Raw genomic sequence first — 21,574 nt, 5'->3', positions numbered from 1 at the left:
GAATCCCCATGAACCGCTCCGACGTTCTCATCACCGCCGACGAACTCCTCGCCCGCCTCTCCGACGACGGATCCACGCCGAGGCTGCTCGACGTCCGCTGGACACTGCAGAAGCCCGATGGCCGAGACGACTTCGCCGCCAGGCACATCCCCGGAGCCATCTACGTCGACATGGACACGGAACTCGCCGCGCGCTCGGATCACGACCCAACCAAGGGCCGTCACCCGCTGCCGTCTGCCGAAGCGTTCCAGGAGCAGGTCCGGACCTGGGGCATCGACCAGCTCACCGAGGTCGTCGTCTATGACGATAATTCCAGCCTCGGCGCTGCCCGAGCATGGTGGCTGCTGCAGTGGGCGGGAATGAAGGCACGTGTCCTCGACGGCGGTCTGAACGCATTCGTTGCAGCCGGAGGCGAGCTGACCGCAGGAGCCTGTGACCCCGTACAACCGAGCACCGTCACGATCACTCCCGATTCGATGCCCGTCCTCGACGCCGATGCTGCCTCAGCGTGGACCGGAGTCCTGCTCGATGCCCGCGCCGGTGAACGCTTCCGCGGAGAAACCGAACCGCTCGACTCCCGGGCCGGCCACATTCCCGGTGCCAGGAGCGCCCCGGCCGCTGAGAACACCGCCGATGGAAAATTCGTCGACGAGGAGAGTCTGCGTACGCGCTTCTCAGACCTCGGTGCGCTCGATCAGCCCGTCGGCGTCTACTGCGGCTCCGGCGTCACCGCCTGCCACAATGCTCTGGCGCTGGCGAGCCTCGGTGTTGAGACGAGCCTTTACCCGGCCAGCTGGTCGGGATGGTCCTCCGACCCCGCCCGCCCGGTCGCCACCGGGAGCTGAGACTCGCAGCGCGAGCCTGACAGCCCGCCCGCTGTACCCGCCTCACCTGCGGGCGCCAGCTCGCGAACAGGAGTGCCATCGCCAACGGTTGGTAAGCTCGTCTCGATCCGGTCGCTCAGATCGAGACGAACTTACCAACCGTTCTCCCAGCGCCGCACGGTCGCAGCGCCTCACGGTCGCAGCGCCTCACGGTCGCAGCGCCTCACGCTCACCGCACGGTTCGCGTGCTTGTCGCACACTTCGCGTACTCGCCACACTGTTCTTGCGGTCGCCACACTGTTCGCGAGGCCGTAGAAAAGTCATGGCGAAAGTGTCATCTTCGAGTTGTCATACAGACCTATTCGTTACATAAGCCCATCGACCATGACGAGAGATGGGTCATATCTATGCTGGAAACCTACGCCGAAACAAGCAACTGTTACAAAAACTTTGGTACTCAATAAGCCTCTGACCAGCATCTTCGTAAACGATCACGACAAAACCCCGTCTAATATAACGAAAACGTGACATTGGGTCACTGATTGGTTACAGTTGTGAAGGTCGGTCGCGAAAGTGCCGGCTTCACAGCGAGAACCGCACGCCACGCTCGATGTGAAATCTCTACGGACCACAGTGGCGGTTGGGAATCTTCCAATAGGTGACGAGAGGAAAACGTGGCAACTAAGCAGCATGGCCGCCGCGCCGCAGAAGCTAAGGTCAAGACCCCTTTGACCGAACTGACCGATATCCTGAGTGCCAATTCCGCCGTCTTCGGACGTCGCGCAGCCGTTGTTGCTGCCAGCGGTGGCCTGCTCACCGCAGCTGTCCTCCCGGCAGCCGGACAAGGAGCCGATGACAACGTCGCAGTCTCCGCTGAGTCAGACGCTCAGACACAGGTTGAGTTCAAGAATCAGACGGCGACCGTCGACGCTGGCGAGGGTTCGTCATCTAAGGACAAAGACAAGAAGCAGGGCGCTTCATTCGGCGCAGAAGTCGAAAACGTCACTGCTGAGGCAGCTCCTAAACCGAAGCCAAAGCCGAAGCCCGTCGAGACCGCCGAAGATAAGAGCGACGACGAAGCTGCACCGGCCCCGAAGCCCGCCGAGGACAAAGACGACTCTTCTGATTCCGCAAACACCGGTTCCTCGGACTCCGGTGACAAGGACAAGAGCAAAGACTCCGGCTCCGATGATGCCGGTTCGATCGACGGCTCCAAGGCCGAGCAGGTCATGGGCTGGGCAGCCAAAGGCGTCGGAACCCCATACGTCTACGGTGGAACCTCGCAGAGCGGCTGGGACTGCTCCGGTTACACCGCCTGGGTCTACAGCAAGGTCGGTGTGAACCTGCCTCGCCAGTCCGGTGCTCAGAAGGCTGCCGGCAAGGTCGTCTCGCAGTCTGAAGCCAAGCCCGGTGACCTCATCTGGCACCCCGGCCACGTCGGCATCTACGCCGGTGGCGGACAGATGTACGATGCCGGTTCCCCAGGTTCAGGCACCTCGAAGCGCAGCTACAGCTGGATGGGCAACGTCACTTTCATCCGCGTTCTCTGATCCAATACACATAAAGAAACCCTTCGTCCGGCTTGATGGTCCCAGCCGGATGAAGGGTTTCTTTGTGTCTGAACTCGGTTCCGCTGCTGTCCGAGGTCTCCGCTGCTGCCTGAAACCTCAGTTGCAGTCCGGAGCCTTATCGCTTCCCTCATAGTCGACAGGCAGTTTGCCTGAGGCACTGAGATCTCCCTTGAGCCATTTCGCCACGGCTTTCAGAGCATTGGGGTTGCTGTCATAGGCGGTAACCGCCGATTTTGCCGAGGTATTGCGCATCGTCCACGGTGCAGTAGTGCCCACCGCCACCTCGGCGGAGGTGTTCGGGCTCAGGCTCACACTCGTACCGCCGGACCCGACCTTCAGCCCCGCCTCCTTCGCCGCCTTGGTCAGCGCGGTCTTCTCCTTCTCGGCCCCGCCGACGATGGAGATGGAGTCGGTGCCCTCGAAGGAGCATTCGCCCTTGAGCACCGTCAGCGACTTCTCGGCCACATCGGTCAGAACCTTCTTCGGGTCCTCGGCACCGGCCGCCCCGGCGCCCTCAGAACCAGAATCCTCGGCGAGCGCCTTCTGAGTCTCGGCGGTGGCCAGCTGCATGGCAACCACGCGCTCGGCCTTCTTCACCAGATCGGCCTTCTTCAGGTCACCGTCCTTCATGGCCGTGACCACTGCTTGCTGGGCGGCGGAGGAATCCGGTGGCATCAGAGCGAGATCGGCACCGGCGGACAGGGCTTTGACCGTCTCTCCCCCATTCAGATTCTGGTTCACGGCCTTCATGTTGAGCGCATCGGTGATGATGACGCCGTCGAAGTCGAGGGTCTCCCGCAGCGAGGTGTAGGCGTTCTTGTTCAGCGTCGCCGGCGTCGTTTTCGCGTCGGGGAGGCCGATGTGTCCCATCATCACCATCGGAATGCCGGCCTTGACGGCGGACTTGAACGGCAGCAGGTCCGAGTCTTCGAGTTCCTTGATGTCCTTCTTCGACACCGGAAGGCTCTCGTGCGAGTCGACGTGGAGGCGACCGTGGCCGGGGAAATGCTTCGCGGAACTGGCGACACCGCCGAGGTGGTATCCGGTCACAGCCTGGGCGACGACCTCAGCGACGCCCTTGTGATCGTCCCCGGCCGAGCGCACGTTGATGGCCACGTCCTTCTCGCCGGTGGTGACATCAGCGTCAGGGGCGAAGTCGATCGTGAAGCCCAGGTCGGTGAGGTTCTGGCCCTGCACCTTGGTCGCGTTCTGCGTCAGCTCGGGATCTTGGGTGGCAGAGAGTGCCATCAGCGGTGGGAACGGAAGCGCACCGGTACTCAACCGCGACACCGGACCGCCCTCCTGATCGACGCCGATCGACACGGGCTGTCCCTTGGAGCGGGCACCGTCGACTGCCTCGGTGACGCCCTTGACCTGGTCAGATGTCGGATTCTCGGGCAGATTGTCGGCCATGATGATGACCCCGCCGAGGTGGTTGTTCTTAAGCATGCTGACCCCGGTCTGCGTGTCGGTGCCTGACCAGGTGCCGATGATGAGTGACCCAGCCAATTCCTCGGCGGAGAACGAATCGACGATTTTCTTCGCTTCGTCGGCGAAGTCCTCGGGGCTGATATCCGCGGGGTCGACGGCCTTGTCTGGTTCGGCCTTCTGCGCAGTTTGCGGGGAGCCGTCCCCCTCGGTCTTCTTCGGTTGCGGGTCGGAAGTTCCGCCGGAGCAACCAGTCAGGGCGAGTACGGCGGTCGCGGCGATGATGCCAAGTCTGGGGCGCATAGGCACCATGCTAATCGCCGAAGCTGAACCGACGAACTACGCCTGGCGGTGTGATTCGCTGCCGGCTCGGAGTCAGCTGGCCTCAGAGCGCTTCGTGGGCGGCGAGTCGTCGCACGGTCTCCTTCGCACCCTGTTCGTGCAGGGAGGCCAGCGCTGTCAGGTAGTGCCCAGTGAAGCGGGAGTCCTCGGCCAAGGGCCCGAAGAACTGTTCTTGCCGGACGAAGGCCAAAGCATCGGCCGCCTGTGAGTTCGCGACCTGCTGCAGCTGTGCGGCAAAACGGTCGACGATGGTGAACGGCGCTCCCTGCTCGTCGCTGCCCTCGGCGTAGCGGGCCCACGATGCGCAGATCGCAGCCGAGACCTCGACCGGTGCGCCGGAACCCAGATTGTCAGCGATGACGGGGACTAGCCATTTGGGGATGCGGTCGGAGGATTCGGCACCGAGTCGGGCCAGAGTGTCGCGGATCTCCGGATTGCTGAAGCGTTCGATGAGTGAGTCTTTGTACCCTTCGAGGTCGATGCCCGGCAGTGGTTCGAGGCTGGGCGTGCCTTCCTCATCCATGTATCTGCGCAGGTAGGAAGCGATATCCGAGTTCTCCATCGCTTCGTGAGCATAGGTGTAGCCGGCGAGGAGGCCGAAGTACGCCAGGCCCTGATGCCCGGAGTTGAGCAGGCGCAGCTTCATGTGCTCATAAGGTCTGACGTCGTCGACGACTTGGACGCCTGCCCGTTCGTACGTAGGCCTGCCTGCAGTGAACGCGTCCTCGAGCACCCACTGGAAGAAGGGTTCAGCGACCACGGGCCAGGCATCCTCGAGTCCCGCGTCCTCGCACAGCTCGGCCCGGTCGGCATCGGTGGTCGCCGGGGTGATCCGATCGACCATGGCGTTCGGGAACGCCACATGGGCATCAATCCAGTCCGCGAGTTCTGGGTCGACGAGGCGGGCGAAGGCACCGAACATCTTCTTCGCCACATGGCCGTTCTCCGCGATATTGTCACACGACTGCACGGTGAATGGGGGCACACCCGCGTCGCGGCGACGACGCAGGGCCTCGATGACATACCCGAAGACGGTACCCGGCAGCTGCCCCGCGGCCAGTGCTGCCACATCGGCGACGATCGTCGCGTCCTCGGAGATGAATTCCCCGGTCACCGGGTTGACGTTGTATCCGCCCTCGGTGACGGTGAGTGAGACGATGCGGATCTTCTCCTCACCGAGGAGGTTGATGAGCCCCTGCGGATCGTCGGGTCCGTAGCGGTAATCGATGATCGACCCGATCACCCGTCGTTGACGAGTGCCGTCGGGATGTTTGAGCGTCAGGGAGTAGAGGTGGTCCTGTCCGGCGAGCGCATCTCGCATGCGCACGTCGTGGGGCAGGACTCCGGCTCCCACGATTCCCCAGTCTGTGGCCTCTCCCGCGCTCATGAGGTCATCGAGGACCATTGCCATATGGGCCCGGTGAAAGCCGCCGACGCCGAAGTGAACGATGCCGGGAGTCACTGTGCTGCGGTCATAACCGGGTACAGTGACACCGCGTGCCGCAATCCGTTCAAGCGTCGATTCGCGCAGTGACAACAGATCAAGATCATCGTGTGCGCGGTCATCGCGTGCACGACCATCTTGTGCAGGGTTCGTGGCAGGTACAGCGTCTGTGGGTTTCATCATCTCTCCCCTGATCGTCGGTCGAGCCGGTCGGACATTCGGTTGAGCATCACTTCACTGCACCCATCGACAGACCCTGGACGAGTTTGTCCTGGGCGGCGATGCCCGCAACGAGCACCGGCACCGAAATGATCAGCGAAGCCGCGCAGACCTGGGACAGGAACAGTCCCTGGGAGGTGACGAAGCTGGTGAGGAACACGGGTGCCGTCGATGCCGCCGTCGAGGTCAGGACGTTGGCGAAGAGCAGTTCGTTCCACGAGAAGATGAAGCAGATGAGGGCTGTGGCCGCCAAACCGGGTGCGGTCAGGGGCAGCAGGATCTGCATGAAGACACGGGGAAGCCGGGCACCGTCGAGCTCGGCGGCCTCGAGCACCTCAACCGGCACCTCGGCGAGGAATGAGCGCATCATCCACACGGCGATGGGCATGTTCATCGCGGAGTAGATGATGATGAGCAGGAGCCAGGTGTCGAGGATGCCGAATGCCTGCGCGACCAGGTAGATGGGCAGCAGTCCCGCAACCATCGGCAGCATCTTGGTCGACAGCAGGAAGAACAGCACGTCTGACCAACGCTTGATCCGGCGAATGGCCAGCGAGTACGCGGCCATCGTCGACAGGACCAGCACGATGAGGGTCGAGACGATCGCCGCGACCGCGGAATTGATCAGCGCCGGCCAGGGGTTCGCACCGCTGCCTCCGCCGAAGAAGTTGCTGTAGGAGTCCAGGGTCAGGGGTGCGAAGAAGCTGGGCGGGTTCGTCGAGGCATCTGTTTCGGCATGCAAGCTGGTCAGCAGCATCCACAGCAGCGGGGACACGAAGAGTAGTCCCACGAGCCAAGCCAGGAGGCCGAGCAGAACTTTTCCGGTTCTGCCCTGCCCCGCACGCCTGGGCGCACTTGCCTTCTGACGCGGAGGACTGCCGTCTGCCGGGTCGGTGGTGGCCTGGCCGACAGGGTCTGCAGGCCCCGTGGATGCTGTCGATGCAGACATGTCTGAGGTGCTCATGAGTTCTCCTCCTTGAGCAGAGTGGACGCGGTTCGCAGTGCGAAGGTCGCGATGACAAGTGAGGCGATGACGACGATGACGCCGACGGCGGAGGCGACTCCGTAGTCTTGGGCAACGAAGAACTCCTGGTAGATGACATAGGGCAGGTTCGCGGTTCCGAGTCCGCCGGAGGTCATCGTGAAGACGGTGTCGAAGTTCTGCACGATGTAGATCGTGCCGAGCAGCGCCGCGAGTTCGATGTAGCGGCGCAGGTGCGGCAACGTGATGAATCGGAATGTCTGACCAGGTCCGGCACCGTCCACCAGAGCCGCCTCGTAGACGTCCATGGGTCGCGACTGCAGACCGGCCAGCATGATGAGCATCATGAACGGGGTCCACTGCCAGACGAGCACGATTCCGATCCCCAGCAGCGGGTGTGTGCTCATCAGGTCCGGCTGCGGCGCATTCTCACCGAAGACGGAGGTCAGCAACCCATTGACCAGTCCATAGGAGGGGTTGAAGATCGCATGTTTGAACAGCAGTGCCGCGGCTACGGGAACGACCAGGAATGGAGTGATCATCAGCGTGCGCACGAACCCACGTCCGATGAACTTGCGGTCGAGGAGAAGCGCGATGGCCAATCCCAGCACAGCCGAGACCAGCACAACAGAGACGGTCAGCCCCACGGTGACGAATACCGCACGCAGCAGATCCGCATTCGTGAAGACGGTGATGTAGTTCTGCAGGGTGCCGAAGCTGATGTCATCGGGGTAAGCGGCGTTCCATTTCATGAACGAGATGACGATCGTGATCGCGAACGGAATCTGCGTGACGAGGATGACGAAGATCAGAGCCGGCAGCATTGGGGCCCGCAGCGACCACCGCTTGCGAGCACTCGAGGATGCGGGGCTGGGCGAGGTGGGTGCGGGCGCTGCCCGAGTTCGGCGATCTTGCGCAGGAGCTGACATGGACGACCTCCGGTGATGGATGACAGTGGGTGGCAGTGTGGCCGGATGCTTGGGCGGAGACGCGATCGCCTCCGCCCAAGCCGCCTGAGTCACTTCTTGTACTTGTCTCCGACCTTCTCTGCTTCCTTCTGTCCCTTCTTCAGCGCCTTGTCCACTGTGGTGCGTCCGGCGATCGCCGAACTGATGTCCTCGGAGATGCCCGTCGCCAGATCAGCGAATTCGGGAATCGTCACGAACTGCACTCCGAGAGTCGGACGCGGCTGCACACCGGGGTTCTTCGGATCGGCCGAGTTGATGGCGTCCTCGGTCTGCTTGTAGAACGGTTTCGCGGCCTTCTGGTAGTCCTTGTTCTCGTAGGTCGAGGTGCGTTTGCCTGCGGGCACGTGCTGCCAGCCCAGTTCTTCGGCAACGGTCTCTTCATAGTCCTGCGACGAGGCCCAGGCGACGAACTGCTTTGCAGCATCCTGGTTCTTTCCTGCCTTCTGGATGCCCCAGGCCCAGGTGTAGAGCCATGAACTCGACTTGGTCTCCTTCACCGGAGCTGCGACGTATCCGACCTTGCCTTTGACCGGTGAGTCATCGGCTTCGAGGGTTCCCGTAGCCGCCGTCGAGTCGTACCACATCGCAACATTGCCCTGTTGCAGGTTGGTCAGGCATTCGGTGTATCCGGCCTGTGGTGCTCCTGATTCGCCGTGGTCGTTGATGAGATCGACGTAGAAGTTCGTCGCTTCTTTGAACTCTTTGGAATCAACCTGAGCGTCCCAGTTCTCATCGAACCAAGTTCCGCCGAAGGTATTGACCACGGTGGTCAGGGGCGCGAACATCTCGCCCCAGCCGGGCAGGCCGCGCAGGCAGATGCCTTTGGTTCCCTTCTCGGCACCGTCGACCTTCTTCGCCAGATCGGCGACCTCGTCCCAGGTGGGATTGTCCGGCATGGTCGCCTTCGCCTTTTCGAAGATGTCCTTCCGGTACATCAGGAAGGAACCTTCGCCGTAGAACGGCTCCCCGTAGATCTGGTCCTCATAGGTCATCGATTCGGCCATCGGCGCGAGGATGTCGTCCTGGTCGAACCCCTTGGCATCGACGACCCCCTCGTCCATCGAGGTCAGCCACCCGTTCTTGGCGTATGTCGGGACTTCGTAGTTCGACATCGAGGCCACATCGTAATTGCCCGCCTGGGCGGAGAACTCCTGACCGATCTTGGCGCGGACCTCGTTCTCCGGCAGCACCGTATAGTTGACCTTGATGCCGGTGTCCTTGGTGAAATGATCCGCGGTGAGCTTCTGCAGGTCCTGCATCTGCGGATTATTGACCATGAGTACGTTGACTTCTTCGTTTCCTCCGCCGCTCGAACTGCCTCCGGCGCCACCACACCCTGCGAGTGTGAGTGCTCCGACCACTCCGATGGCCGCCGCTGTGACAGCCCGGCTCGTGATCTTCTGCTTCATCGTGATTACCTTCCCTCGCCATTGCGGGATTACTGCCCGCCCTCGGGTGTGCTTGAAGAAATACATATGAGCATCAGTGCTCACATGTGCAATACTGTGTCATGATTTAATCAGATGTGCAATAGATCACAGATGAGCGGCGACGTGGCCGCAATCGACTCGAGAGGAGGGCCATGAGCACAGCACCCACCGCCAGACACCGCCGGTTCCTGGCTCAGCTGGCCAGAGAGCACTATGTTCAGGGCCGTTCGAAGGTGGAACTGGGCAAGGCCCACGGACTCAGCCGATTCCAAATCGCTCGCCTGCTGCAAGAAGCCGTCGACAATGGAGTCGTCACGATCACAATCGAAGCCGATGCCGGCGCCGACGAGGGCAGAGCCGAAGCGCTCGCGGCGACACTTGGCCTGAGGTCAGCAGTCATCGTCGACCTTGAACACGAGGGTGACGCCGCCCAGCGAATGGGACGTGCCGCACTCTCCTACGTCGACCGTCGTGCTCGCCCGGGGATGCGCATCGGGCTGGCCTGGTCACGCACACTCGACGCAGCGGCACAATTCGCTCCCGCACTCCCCCGCTGCACCGTCGTCCAGCTCGCCGGTGCACTCCAGCTCGGCTCGCAGCGTCCCAGTTCCGGGATCTTCGCTCGGTTGGGACAGGACGCCGCCGTGACCATGGTTCGGCTGCCGGCTCCTCTGCTGGTCACCGAGGCGGACACCGCCGCCGATCTCAGCGCCCTGCCCGAGATCTCCAGTGCCCTTGCCGCAGCGGACGATCTCGATCTTGCAGTCATCTCCGTCGCCGCCTGGGCGCAGGAGCAGTCCTCGGTCTGGGAGAAGTGCAGCCCCGAGCAACGCGCGGCAGGGTTGGCTGACGGAGCAGTGGCCGAAGCCTCCGGGCGCCTCTTCAATGCCGCCGGGGTCGAGGTCGACACCATCGACGATCGTGTCATCGCCGTCACCCTCGATCAGCTGCGACACGCAGCGACCACCGTCGGTGTGGCTCGCGGAGCGCAGCGCGCCGAGGCTGTTCGCGCAGCCTGCGCCGCAGGCATCCTCGACGTCGTCATCGTCGACGAGGCATTGGCCGGAGAAATCCTCGACCGCTCGGCGAACGAGGCACAGCCAGACGCGCAACCTGCTGTGCAGTCCGAGGAGTCCCGATGACTGCCGACCACGGAGTCCCGGTGCCTACCGAGCGCAATGCCCCACTGGCTGAAACCCCACTGACTTCAGAACGCGGCTTGGTCGCCGGAGTCGATTCCTCGACACAGAGCTGCAAGGTCGTCATCGTGGACCCAGACACAGGGCAGATTCTGCGCACCGGGTCGGCCCCCCATCCTGCTGGAACCGAGGTCGACCCCGAAGCCTGGTGGTTCGCCCTGCAGGAGGCAATCTCTGACGCGGGTGGCTTCACTGATATCGCCGCCGTGAGCATCAGCGGACAGCAGCATGGTCTCATCACTCTCGACCAGCACGGGCAGGTCATCCGCGACGCTCTGCTGTGGAACGATCTGCGCAGCGACGCGGCAGCTCGGGCACTCATCACAGAGATCGGGGCAGACGAGTTCGTCGACCGGGTCGGCGTGGTTCCTGTTGCATCGTTCACCGGGGCCAAGCTGCGGTGGCTGCGCGATCATGAGCCCGAGAATGCTTGCAGGGTGGCAGCCGTGGCCTTGCCCCATGATTGGCTGACCTGGCGCCTCCTGGGTTACGGACCGCATGATTCGGCCGCGCCTCGAGGTCCTGTCCTCGAGGCGCTCGTCACCGATGCCTCCGATGCCAGTGGAACTGCGTATTTCTCGGCGGTCACCGGACGCTACGACCTTGACCTCTTCCGCACAGCATTCGGTGCCACGGCGCGAGAGGCTGGTGCCCCCAAGGCTGAAGCGGCCGCTGACATCGCACCCATCATCCTGCCTCGTGTCCTGCAGCCCCACGAGAGTGCCGGTCAAACACCCGAGGGCATTCTCGTCGGCCCTGGCGCCGGAGACAATGCGGCAGCCGCATTCGGACTCGGAGCCGTACCAGGCGACGTCGTCATCTCGATCGGCACCTCGGGAACCGTCTTCAGCCCCACCGAACTCAAGATCAACGATCCGTCCGGAATCGTCGCCGGATTCGCCTCGGCCGACGGTGGGCGGCTTCCACTCGTCGCCACCCTCAACGCCGCCCGTGTCCTCGACTCTGCGGCAGCGGTGCTGCGAGCCAGCCATACCGACGTGGCTGCACTGGCCCTCGCCTCGACTCCTGGTGCCGATGGGCTCACTCTCGTCCCCTATTTCGAGGGCGAGCGCACTCCCAACCTTCCTGATGCAACAGCCCGCTTAGAAGGCATGACCTTGGCGAATTCGTCTCCGGAGAATATCGCCCGAGCTTTTGTCGAGGGCATGCTGTGCGGTCTGGCGGACGGGCTCCAAGCGGTGCTGCGACAGGGCCTGAGCGTCAGACGACTGCTCCTCATCGGCGGGGCGGCCCGCAACCCTGCAGTGCGCGAGGTGGCCAGAGACATCTTCACCGTTCCCATCGACGTACCCGAGCAGGCTGAGTACGTGGCCATCGGAGCCGCGCGGCAAGCGGCCTGGACATTGACCGGCACCTCACCGAGGTGGCAGGTCGAACTCGTCGCAACTCTGCACCCGAGACCATCACGGGTACGCGAGCAGTATCGCTCGTTCGCTCGCACCAGCGTCACCGATGACAACAGCCCTACCCACGAGAAGTCACACAATGATCACCGCAGATCGTCGGGTGCCCACGCACCCGTGGAAGGTTGAGATTCACTATGGCAACAGTCACTTTCGATAAGGCAATGCGCCAGTACCCAGACACGCTCACCCCGTCAGTCAATGAGATCAGCCTCGATATCGCCGATGGTGAGTTCCTCGTCCTGGTCGGTCCTTCTGGCTGCGGGAAATCCACAACTCTGCGTATGCTCGCCGGCCTCGAACCCGTCGACGGAGGGCACATCAGAATCGGTCAGGACGATGTCACCGAGGTTTCGCCTCGGGAGCGAGACATCGCCATGGTGTTCCAGAACTATGCGCTCTACCCACATATGAGTGTCGGGGAGAACATGGCCTTCGCACTCAAGATCGCTGGTGTGGCCAAGACCGAACGCAATGAACGGGTGCGTGAGGCCGCTCAGCTGCTCGACCTCGAGCCCTACCTCGACCGCAAGCCGAAGGCCCTCTCCGGCGGGCAACGACAGCGGGTGGCCATGGGACGAGCCATCGTGCGTTCCCCGAAGGTGTTCCTCATGGACGAACCACTGTCGAACCTCGATGCCAAACTGCGGGTGCAGACTCGTGCACAGATCGCCTCACTCACGCGCCGCCTCGGCGTGACCACTGTCTACGTCACGCACGACCAGGTCGAGGCGATGACGATGGGCGATCGGGTTGCGGTGCTCGCTGACGGGAGGCTGCAGCAGGTGGACACTCCGCGGGCGCTCTACGACCGACCCGCGAATCTCTTCGTGGCTGGCTTCATGGGTTCTCCGGCGATGAACCTCATCGATCTGCCGCTGCGTGACGGGGTGCTGCACATCGGTGAGTCAGAGATCGGACTGAGTGACGCGCAGCGCTCGCAGCTCACAGAGGATCAGGTGACGGCCGGAATCCGCCCGGAGGACTTCCGACTCGAGCCCAGTGGCGGTCTGGAAGTCAGGGTGGACCTAGTCGAGGAACTCGGCGCCGATGCCTATGTGCATGGTCGGGCAACAGAGGGTGCCGGCGACATTCCGATCGTAGCCCGAGTCAGTGGACGCACACGCGTGGTCAGAGGTGACCTGGTCAGGGCCGTTCCCAACTTCTCTCGCCTCCACCTCTTCGACTCACAAACTGGTGCGCGCCTGTCCGATGAGGCCGAACCTGCGGCCTGAATGTGGCGCTCAACAAACGGCCGAGGCAAGAAAATCGGGCGCGGAATACTATGATCGACCCATGGTCGATTTCGCACGCTCACCCCGCTCCACGCTTGGAGTCGAATGGGAACTGGCTCTCTTGGACGGGGACAGCCTTGATCTGACTCCCGCTGCCGATGTTCTCCTCGCCGATGTCGCCCAGTGTGCACCCGAGTTCGAGAAGCAGATCGTGGGTGAAATGCTCACGAACACGATCGAGCTCGTCACCGGCGTCCACAAGCAGGTCGCCGGTATCGCTGAGGACCTGGCCACGTCAATGGGTGCCCTGCGCACCCTGACCGACGGTCGCGGGATCGAACTCATGTCTGCCGGGACCCACCCATTCGCACAGTGGCAGTCACAGGAGGTCCGAGACAAGGACCGCTACCTCGAGCTCGTCGATCGCACCCAGTGGTGGGGTCGGAATATGCTCATCTTCGGCGTGCACGTCCATGTCGGCATCGACTCCCGGGACAAGGTCCTGCCGATCGTCAACGCACTCCTTGCCTACGTCCCCCATCTGCAGGCTCTGAGCGCATCATCACCCTTCTGGGGCGGAACCGACACCGGTTACGCCTCGAACCGGGCGATGATGTTCCAGCAGCTGCCCACCGCAGGTCTGCCGTTCCAGTTCGAAGCGTGGTCAGACTATGAGAAGTATGTCGACGACATGCTCACCACCGGCATCATCGACAACATCAATGAGATCCGCTGGGATATTCGTCCTGCCCCGCACTGGGGAACCGTTGAGGTCAGAGTCTGTGACGGGCTGCCCACGCTCGAGGAGATCACCGCGATCACAGCCCTCATACAGTGCCTCGTCGACGACTTCTCTGTCCGTCTTGATGCCGGCGAGGCCCTGCCGACGATGCCGGACTGGTTCCACGATGAGAATAAGTGGCGTGCTGCCCGTTACGGCATGGACGCCATCATCATCGAGAACGCCGAGGCTGATGAGCGCCTGGTCACCGAATGCTTGGCCGATGAGGTCGCACGCCTGACCCCGGTGGCCGAACGCCTGGGCTGCCTCAGCGAGCTGAATTCCATCACCTCGATCATCGACCGCGGTGTGCCCTACCAGCGGCTGCAGAACGTGTACAAGGACACTGAGTCACTTACCGAGGTGACCAGGTCCCTGATCAGCGACCTGCGCACCTCGTATATCTGAGCCCCCTGCCGTCTGGCAGCACCCTCGCAACTGCCGCCGGGAAGTATCACTGCGGCAACGCCGGAGCTTCGAAACACCTAGGCGTGCAGAGTGGTATCGGCGCTCCGGCGCTGTCTCGACGTTGCGCGGCCGAGTGCAGCGAGAACCAGCGTGCCCACAAGCACCTCCCGCGCTTACAGGCCCCCCGTACTCACAGGCCCCCGTGCTCACAGGTGCGGGCGAAGAAGTTCCAAGAGCACGGGCAGCGACGCGGCGACCCCGGAGTGCAGGTTGTAGTCGGTGAGTTCGTCGATGGGCACCCAGGTGAGTTCGATGCTCTCCGGGTCACTGATGATCGGTTCGAAATGACGCAGGGCCCGAGCGATGACCGTCGTGTACGACCAGTCACCGAGGTCGAGGACATAAGTGTCGAGAACCTCGATGCCTTCGCCCGCGAGGTCTGGCACACCGGCTTCTTCCCATGACTCGCGCACGGCCGCTTCGATGGCGGATTCGCCCAGGTCACGGGCACCACCGGGGAAGCCCCAGGTTCCTCCTTCAACGGACCACAGCGCACGGTGCTGCATGAGGATCCCGTGTTCGGGATCAAGCAGCATCAGCCCCGCCGCCCCGTTGAGTCCCCAATGCTTCTGCCCGTCCGAGCCGAGAGTCCATCCGTCACCTGATCGCCGAGGCGGTAGGTAGTCGGGCAGATCCTTCGAGTTCGGGCCGTAGGCGGTCTCATCGCGTGAGGCACCGCTGCGGTCGTGTGTGTAGGCGTTCTGGTCGCCGGCGTTCGGGTCAGACGAGGACATGATCGACATCCAATGAAGAGACTGCGGCAAATGACAGGTCGCTGGGTCCGATTCCGCGGCGGACGAGTTCAGCTCCGAGGGCTGCGACCATGGCCCCGTTATCCGTGCACAGGCTCAGTGGCGGCACCCGCAAGGTCATCCCGGCCTCGGCGCACCTGGCTCCTAAAACCTCGCGCAGGTGGGAGTTCGCGGCGACTCCCCCGCCGAGGACGACATGGTTGATTCCGGTGTCGGCTGCGGCCAACACAGTCTTGGTCACGAGGACGTCGACGACGGCGTCTTCAAACCCCGCGGCGATGTCGGCGACCCGCAGGTCCGTACCCAACGTCTCGGCCTTCGTGACCTCCCGTAGTGCTGCCGTCTTGAGTCCGGAGAAGGAGAAGTTGAAGCGACGCTCGGGGTCGCGCATGTCCTGCTTCTTCGCCAGCCCACGAGGGAACTTCACGGCGGTGCGATCGCCGGGGATTCCGCTGCCGTCGAGCTGTCCGAGAGCGGCCTTGGAGATGTTCGGCCCACCGGGGTAGTTCAGCCCCAGCAGGCGTGCGGTCTTGTCGAAGGCTTCACCGGCGGCATCGTCGATCGTGGCGCCGATGAGTTCGATGTCATCGACGACGTCGCCGATGCGCAGGATCTCGGTATGCCCGCCGGAGACGAGGAGCGCAATGGTCGGTGTGGTCAGGCCGTCGACGTCTTCGGCGATGAGGTCCACCGCCACATGCGCGGCGAGGTGGTTGACCCCATACAGCGGCAGGTTGAGCGCCGCGGCCAGGCCCTTGGCGGCACCGACTCCGACCATCAGCGCACCGCTGAGGCCGGGACCCGCAGTCACCGAGATGGCGTCGAGGTCGCCCAGCTCAATGCCTGCCTGATCGCAGGCAGAGGCAATGGCCGGTCCGATGGCCTGGACATGTGCCCGTGAGGCAACCTCGGGGACGACACCTCCGAAGCGAACGTGCTCATCCATCGACGATGAGACCGTGTTGGTCAGCAGCGTCCGTCCCCGAACGATCCCTACCCCGGTCTCGTCACACGAGGATTCGATGCCCAGCACCAGCGGTTCGCTCATACGTCGTTCGACCCGCCCTCACTGTCCTCGGGTTCGGGTTCTGCGGTGCCAGCAGTCGCCGCTTCAGCAGTCTCGGCTTCGCTGTGCTCAAGTTCGAGATCCGCGTAGAGCGCGAGCAGCTCTTCCTCAGTGGCTTCGACGACGTCGAGTCCCAGGGATCGGGCGAACAGCCGCATATGGGTGTCCCACATCGGTCCGAAGTCCGCAGCCTTGAGGCGAGCGCTCTCCACATCGGGTGCGGACTGGGTGAAGATCAGCAGGGTCGCGTCCCCGTCGGTGAGTTCGAGGGGCAGCAGCTGCACTCCGAGCACACCGAAGTCCTCGAGTTCGACGAGCACATGGTCTTCGACTTCGCTGCTGAGGATCTCACCGTGCAGTTTGGTCTCACCCAGATCGAAGGTGATCGCGGGATTGGCATCAGCGCCCGGGCTGCCTGCGTCGCCTTCACCATCGCCACTGCCATCTCTCGCAGCCTCACCGATGGCGAAGGCGGCGAACCATGAGTTCGCGGTCTCGGCGTCGACGAGCTTGGACCAGACGGTCGCAATGTCGACGGCCAGCGGCAGTTCGATGACGAGATCGGTGCCGTTCTCCCAGTTCACAAGGCGTGGGCTGGTACTCGTCATGCTTCCACCCATGCTTCGTTGAGGGCCGTGATCTCGTCATCGGCCAGCTGCAGTTCGGTTCCTGCGAGCAGTTCCGTGAGCTGCTCCGGCACCCGCGCCGAGGCGATGGTGGAGGGAATGAAATCGTGTGACAACTGCCAGGCCAGGGTGGTGGCGGTCATCGTGGCGTTGTGCGCCGAGGCCACGTCGTCGAGGATCTCAAGGGCGCGAAGTGCCTCTTGGTTATCGAGGAAGTCGGCAACTCGTTCACCGCGCACGCTTCCGGTGGCGTCTCCCCCGGTGTGCTTTCCGGTGAGGAATCCCGAGGCCAATGAGTGGAACGGAAGTTCAGCGATGTCATTCGATCGCAGGAAGGCCTGTTTCTGTGGGTCCACAGCACCGCGGGACACGAGATTGTACCGGTCCTGGACGACACGATAACGGGCCAGGGAGTATTTCGCGCTGATCTTCATGGCCGACTGCAGACGATCCAGGCTGAAGTTGGAGGCGCCGAGGTAGCTGACCTTCCCGGAGCGCACCAATGCGTCGAAGGTCTCCGCCACTGCCACCTGATCGACGTTCTCGTCATCGGTGTGGGCGTAGTAGACGTCGACGTGGTCCGTTCCGAGGCGACGCAGGGAGGCGTCGACGCATTTGCGGATATTGGCCGGGTCTAGGCCCTTGTGCTTCGGATGCATTCCCACCTTGGTCGCGATGACCATGTCATCGCGGTTGCCTCGCGAGGCCATCCATTCGCCGATGATGGTCTCCGACTCTCCGCCGGAGTTGCCTTCGACCCACACGGAATAGGCATCCGCTGTGTCGATGAAGTTTCCACCCGCCTCGGCGTAGGCGTCGAGGACTGCGAAGCTCTGATCTCGGTCCGCACCCCAGCCGAAGGGATTGCCTCCCAGATGCAGCGGGTGGACCATCAGATTTGTGTCAGCCAATTGCACTCTTTCCATGGCCCCAGCCTACCCTTTGGCCGACCTGACCAAAGGGTCCGGACCACGTTATGAGCCAACATGGCCCGGCCCCTTGTACAGCACAGCCAATGGCAGTCGCACCGGCGGGATCGGTCCGACTCAGGGCAATCTGGGCCCGACTCAGACGAGGTCCGAGGGGTCGAGCCCGATACTGCGCCTGATTCCCGACCGGATTCCGAAGCCGGCGACAACTGCCACAGCCAGTCCCGTTCCCATCACGATCCACACACGGACCGGAACCTCGGAAGCCGCGCGCTTCTCCTCGGCTTCCTGGGCGAAGACCGTGTCATCGTCGATATCCGAGCCCTTCTTCACAGTGTCGTCCTTCTTGCTGTTCGCCGACTGCTTCGCACCGGCGCCTGATCCTGTTCCGGATCCGGCCCCTGATCCTGCCCCGGCCCCAGCACCCTGTTGTCCCGAGCCTGCTGATCCGCCGCCACCCTGCTGCTGGCCCTGACCGCTTCCGGCTGCCGGTGAATAGTCAGAGGCCACCGGCGAGTAGTCGCCGAGGGCGACGGTCAGCGGTTCGGCGACCTTATAAGGATCGCGCACACCGCCGGAGGTGAACCAGTACGAGTACTGCCCGGTTTTGTGCTGGAAGTCGACGAAGTCCTGCGGGAATGAGCCCCAGTAGGCTGAGTTCTCACCGTTCTTCTCCGCCTGTGCCGAAGCATTCTCATCCGAGCCGCCAATCGAGCTGCCGGAGGATCCGGACTTACCCTTATCGTCGTATTTCACTCCGAGGAAGTTCGGCTGCGCGGTGATATGACCGTCGTCGAGGAGCGCATCGACGTCGATGTCATTGAGTTTCGCCATTGTCACAGTCGTTGGCTTGAGCTCAACCCACTTGGACGCGTCGAACATGTCGGCACCATAGCCGCTCAGCGACGCCTTGAGCGTGCCCTTCCCGTTCGAGTCCACGTCGAGGACCGGGTCTGTGGCCGACCAGTAGGTCATGCCGCCGTAGAAGGCGACGGTGAAGCTGCCCTTCCACTGCACGCTCACGCGGGAGTCGGTCGCTGTCACAGCCCCCTGAGTCAACTTGACCCGTGATTGTGTCCACGATCCCTTACGCGTGGTGGAGACAGTCTCACCGGCGGAATCGAGGCACTTATTCGCCCAGGTCGCCTTTTTGAACGCGGACCCGTCGGGCTTTTCGATGGTCACATTGCCTGCAGATGATTTGTAGACACCGTCCTTCTCAGTCCAGACCGCCGCTGCGCCCGTGTCTTCGGCCTTGCCCGCGGAGAGGAAGTTGCATCCACCATAGAACGCTCCGGCGTTGGCTTCTTGATTGAGCGACCAATAGAGCGTAGCTGAGCCGTCGCCGGTGGCACCCCCGCCGCTGCCGTCGCCCTTGCCATCCGAGTCTCCCCCACTATCCTTGCCGTCTCCGTCCCCTCCGTCGCCGTCGTCACTGCCTTCACCGCCGTCGCTTGGCTTGTCAACAGGTTTGCCGTAGCCGACCGTGACCGGGTTGGTCTTCTTCCGCGGCTGCAGAGTCGTCTCCGAACCGGCGGAGGTGAACCAGTACGAGTCTTGCCCGGTCTCGACATTGAAGTCGATCCAGTCCTGAGGCATGGCACCCCACCAGGACTCGTTCTCGGCAGTCTTCGGTGCTTGTGGGTTGCGTCCTTCCGTGTCGGTTTTCACCCCGAGGAATTCAGGAGTGAACTCGAACCCGTCGTCAGTGACGTCGACATCGCCCTTGTCGATGTCGACGATGGTCCCCTGAAGTGGTGTGAGTTTGTTCCAGATGCTGGGGTCATCCATGTCCGCGCCGTAGCCGGAATAAGTGCCAGTGATGGATCCCCTGCCGTTCTTGACCTCGAGCTTTGGATCGGAGATCGTCCAATAGGTCATGCCACCGTAGTAGACGAAGCTCCAGGAGCCGTCCCATTCGATCGTGGCGCTGTTGGTCTCGGGGTCGACGGTGCCAGTGCCGTTGACGATCCGGACGCTGTCACCCGTGTGGTTCTTCTCGGCTGCGGCGTTGGTCTTGCCGTTGACCGATGTGCCGTCAAGCGTTCGGCACTTAGTCTCATAGTTCGAGTATTGCGTTCCATTGGATTTGAGGATGGATGTATTGCCTGCCGTGAAGTTGCCGCCGGCATCGGTCTTGAACACCGCACCCGCGTCTTCGGCCTTCCAAATCCTCGCACTGCCAGCGTCTCCGGCTTCACCGGCGACGAAGAAGTTGCACCCGCCGAAGTATGATCCGCCGGTCGACTCGTCGTTGACCGACCAGTCGAAGACGGCGTCCTCAACGTCCCTCTTACCGGTCGGCTCATCCGTCGCACCGTCCGAAGAGCCGTCGGCCGCCGTCGTTTCCTGAGGAGTCGAATACGGGGCCGACATCGCCTGTGCCGGGGCAGCGAAGCCGAGACCCACCAGCCCGAGCGCGGCAATTCCGGCGGCTCCTCGCACGAATGCACTCCGTAAGAATGAGGAGATTCCAGTTCTCATCGTTCTTCGTCTTCCGTTCTCGTCCGCGTGGACGGTACGTGGTGTCGTTGTCATGATTTCGTCGTCGGCAGGGTTGTCGTCTCTGTGTTGTCCGCTGGGACAGACGACAGCACCCTGGTGTCCCTCTCTTCTGCCGGCTCTGTCGCGGCATGAGCCGGAGCGCCGCCGGTCGGATCTGTCCAACCGCGGGCCGCATCACCGTCGCCTTTCTTCTCGTCTTGGAAGAATGCGATGACCTGGGGAGGCAGTTTTCCGGTGCCGGCTCCCTGATGAGTCGACTGCGCCACAGCACGCTCGGACCCGCGTTCGAGCTTGGCCAGCTTCAGTTTCTTGCGGCGCTGCATCTTGATCCTCCGTTTCTGCAGCTTGTGCTTGGTCTTGATCCGCTTCTTCTCTCGTCGGTCGCGTTCCTTCTCCATCGCGGCCGGACTGACGCCGAGCAGGAGGCTCTTCACCGCGAGATACCCGCCGATGCCGAACCCGAGGCCGATCGCGATGATGCTGCCGAGCACGAGGACACCGGCCAGAATGGCGAAGAAGATCAGCCACGATGTGCTCATCGGAGGTTCACTCGCGACGGGCGCGACTACCGGAGTCTGGTTGCTGGTGTCAACGGGCGAGACTGCGTCGGAGCCGCCTGCAGCCGCTGCGGTTTCGGCGTCCTTGCCAGCGGTCGTCTCGGTATCGGTCGTCTCAGCATCGGTCGTCTCGGCATCGTGCTGCTTGGCCGATTCGTCTTTCTTCCCATCGTCTCCGGAATCCTTGTTCTTGCTGTCCCCGCCTCCGGCAGCACCTGCTGCGGAGAAGTCGACCGGGGTGAATGATTCGTTGTTCGCGTTCGTCACGCCGTGAGCGCCGATCGTGATGATTCCGCATTGGACCTCGGTGCAGTCCACCTGGGTCTCGTTCTGCGAGCGGTCGTAGGTCGTGAACTTCGATCCAGGTATCCTGATCGTCGCGTTCCAGGCACCGTTGCTCGCGAGTTCACCGCCGTTTGCTGCTTCGGCAGTGCTGCTGCCCGGGAAGGTCACGAAAACCTGGTACCCGGTCGGGTTCGTCTCATCGTCGTAGACGTAGCGGTAGTTCGTTCCCGTGGCTCCACCCTTGCTCGGCCGCCAGCTGCCGCCCGGGTCATCGACCCAGCCGAAGAGCACGTAGACGCCGCCGAATCCGTTCTTCACGGACTGGAATCCGGATCCCGAGAGGTCGAGTGAGAACTCCCCGTCGGCCTTCGGAGTCCCGGACACCGACACCTTCGGCGCGGCCTGGGCCGGGCTCGGGTTCGCCATCGTCGTGGCCAGCCCGAGGACCAGGGCCAACAGGCTCGCGATCGTAAACATGGTGAGGATCTTCTTCACCGGCGCCGAGGCGGTCGCCGGCTTCAGTGCTGTGTTGAACATGG

General features: G+C 62.9%; 17 protein-coding genes. 6 read left to right on the top strand and 11 right to left on the bottom strand.

The window, feature by feature from the left end:
* Window positions 1–8 precede the first annotated feature (8 nt).
* Together INT29_RS09060 and INT29_RS09055 are read left to right on the top strand one after the other, a co-directional pair.
* Window positions 9–845, top strand: a complete 837-nt coding sequence (locus tag INT29_RS09060; protein ID WP_193071440.1) for a sulfurtransferase — start codon at window positions 9–11, stop codon at window positions 843–845.
* A gap of 653 nt (window positions 846–1,498) precedes the next feature.
* Entirely contained in the window at window positions 1,499–2,374 is an 876-nt protein-coding gene (locus INT29_RS09055; RefSeq protein ID WP_193071439.1) for a C40 family peptidase, read from the top strand.
* A 117-nt stretch (window positions 2,375–2,491) separates the two neighbouring features.
* Here INT29_RS09055 and INT29_RS09050 read toward each other — a convergent pair whose 3' ends face one another.
* The 5 genes from INT29_RS09050 to INT29_RS09030 form a co-directional block, all read right to left on the bottom strand.
* The gene (locus INT29_RS09050; RefSeq protein WP_193071438.1) at window positions 2,492–4,126 is read right to left on the bottom strand and encodes a glycoside hydrolase family 3 N-terminal domain-containing protein; all 1,635 of its coding nucleotides are present in this window, start codon (window positions 4,124–4,126) and stop codon (window positions 2,492–2,494) included.
* A gap of 82 nt (window positions 4,127–4,208) precedes the next feature.
* Complete coding sequence (locus INT29_RS09045; RefSeq protein WP_193071437.1) at window positions 4,209–5,789, bottom strand: mannitol dehydrogenase family protein; 1,581 nt, start codon at window positions 5,787–5,789, stop codon at window positions 4,209–4,211.
* A 49-nt stretch (window positions 5,790–5,838) separates the two neighbouring features.
* The gene (locus tag INT29_RS09040) at window positions 5,839–6,792 is read right to left on the bottom strand and encodes a carbohydrate ABC transporter permease (protein WP_101574990.1); all 954 of its coding nucleotides are present in this window, start codon (window positions 6,790–6,792) and stop codon (window positions 5,839–5,841) included.
* Window positions 6,789–7,739, bottom strand: coding sequence for a carbohydrate ABC transporter permease (locus INT29_RS09035; RefSeq protein WP_101575002.1), 951 nt, complete (start codon window positions 7,737–7,739; stop codon window positions 6,789–6,791). The genes INT29_RS09040 and INT29_RS09035 overlap by 4 nt, the downstream gene beginning before the upstream one ends.
* A gap of 89 nt (window positions 7,740–7,828) precedes the next feature.
* Complete coding sequence (locus INT29_RS09030) at window positions 7,829–9,187, bottom strand: ABC transporter substrate-binding protein (protein WP_101574989.1); 1,359 nt, start codon at window positions 9,185–9,187, stop codon at window positions 7,829–7,831.
* A gap of 173 nt (window positions 9,188–9,360) precedes the next feature.
* On the opposite strand from INT29_RS09030, the gene INT29_RS09025 reads away from it, so the two are divergent.
* From INT29_RS09025 to INT29_RS09010, 4 genes are all read left to right on the top strand, one after another.
* Window positions 9,361–10,350, top strand: coding sequence for a sugar-binding transcriptional regulator (locus tag INT29_RS09025; RefSeq protein ID WP_101574988.1), 990 nt, complete (start codon window positions 9,361–9,363; stop codon window positions 10,348–10,350).
* A complete protein-coding gene (gene xylB / locus INT29_RS09020) occupies window positions 10,347–11,960 on the top strand; it encodes a xylulokinase (protein ID WP_193071436.1) in 1,614 nt (537 codons plus the stop codon). Before INT29_RS09025 ends, xylB begins: the two co-directional genes overlap by 4 nt.
* An 8-nt stretch (window positions 11,961–11,968) precedes the next feature.
* Window positions 11,969–13,066, top strand: a complete 1,098-nt coding sequence (locus INT29_RS09015; RefSeq protein WP_193071435.1) for an ABC transporter ATP-binding protein — start codon at window positions 11,969–11,971, stop codon at window positions 13,064–13,066.
* A 61-nt stretch (window positions 13,067–13,127) separates the two neighbouring features.
* Window positions 13,128–14,255, top strand: coding sequence for a glutamate--cysteine ligase (locus tag INT29_RS09010; protein ID WP_193071434.1), 1,128 nt, complete (start codon window positions 13,128–13,130; stop codon window positions 14,253–14,255).
* Window positions 14,256–14,461: 206 nt separating this feature from the next.
* Here the strand turns inward: INT29_RS09010 and INT29_RS09005 are convergent, their stop codons facing one another.
* The 6 genes from INT29_RS09005 to INT29_RS08980 all read right to left on the bottom strand — a co-directional run bounded on the left by INT29_RS09005 (window position 14,462) and on the right by INT29_RS08980 (window position 21,572).
* Window positions 14,462–15,049 carry an NUDIX domain-containing protein gene (locus INT29_RS09005; protein WP_180959051.1) on the bottom strand — a complete coding sequence of 196 codons (588 nt, stop codon included), beginning with the start codon at window positions 15,047–15,049 and terminating at the stop codon, window positions 14,462–14,464.
* The gene (tsaD, locus tag INT29_RS09000; protein ID WP_193071433.1) at window positions 15,036–16,115 is read right to left on the bottom strand and encodes a tRNA (adenosine(37)-N6)-threonylcarbamoyltransferase complex transferase subunit TsaD; all 1,080 of its coding nucleotides are present in this window, start codon (window positions 16,113–16,115) and stop codon (window positions 15,036–15,038) included. The genes INT29_RS09005 and tsaD overlap by 14 nt, the downstream gene beginning before the upstream one ends.
* The gene (locus tag INT29_RS08995; RefSeq protein WP_101574118.1) at window positions 16,112–16,741 is read right to left on the bottom strand and encodes a hypothetical protein; all 630 of its coding nucleotides are present in this window, start codon (window positions 16,739–16,741) and stop codon (window positions 16,112–16,114) included. The genes tsaD and INT29_RS08995 overlap by 4 nt, the downstream gene beginning before the upstream one ends.
* Window positions 16,738–17,676 (bottom strand): aldo/keto reductase, encoded by a 939-nt coding sequence (locus INT29_RS08990; protein ID WP_257930238.1) that lies wholly within the window; start codon window positions 17,674–17,676, stop codon window positions 16,738–16,740. The genes INT29_RS08995 and INT29_RS08990 overlap by 4 nt, the downstream gene beginning before the upstream one ends.
* A gap of 150 nt (window positions 17,677–17,826) precedes the next feature.
* On the bottom strand, window positions 17,827–20,133 hold the full coding sequence (locus tag INT29_RS08985) for an HtaA domain-containing protein (RefSeq protein WP_193071432.1): 2,307 nt from the start codon (window positions 20,131–20,133) through the stop codon (window positions 17,827–17,829).
* Window positions 20,134–20,222: 89 nt separating this feature from the next.
* Window positions 20,223–21,572, bottom strand: coding sequence for a hypothetical protein (locus INT29_RS08980; RefSeq protein ID WP_193071431.1), 1,350 nt, complete (start codon window positions 21,570–21,572; stop codon window positions 20,223–20,225).
* Window positions 21,573–21,574 lie beyond the last annotated feature (2 nt).

This window comes from Brevibacterium sp. FME37, assembly GCF_014897485.1.
Lineage (GTDB): Bacteria > Actinomycetota > Actinomycetes > Actinomycetales > Brevibacteriaceae > Brevibacterium.
The sequence above is the reverse complement of the archived record's forward strand: the minus strand, read 5'-3'. Positions and strand labels throughout refer to the sequence as shown.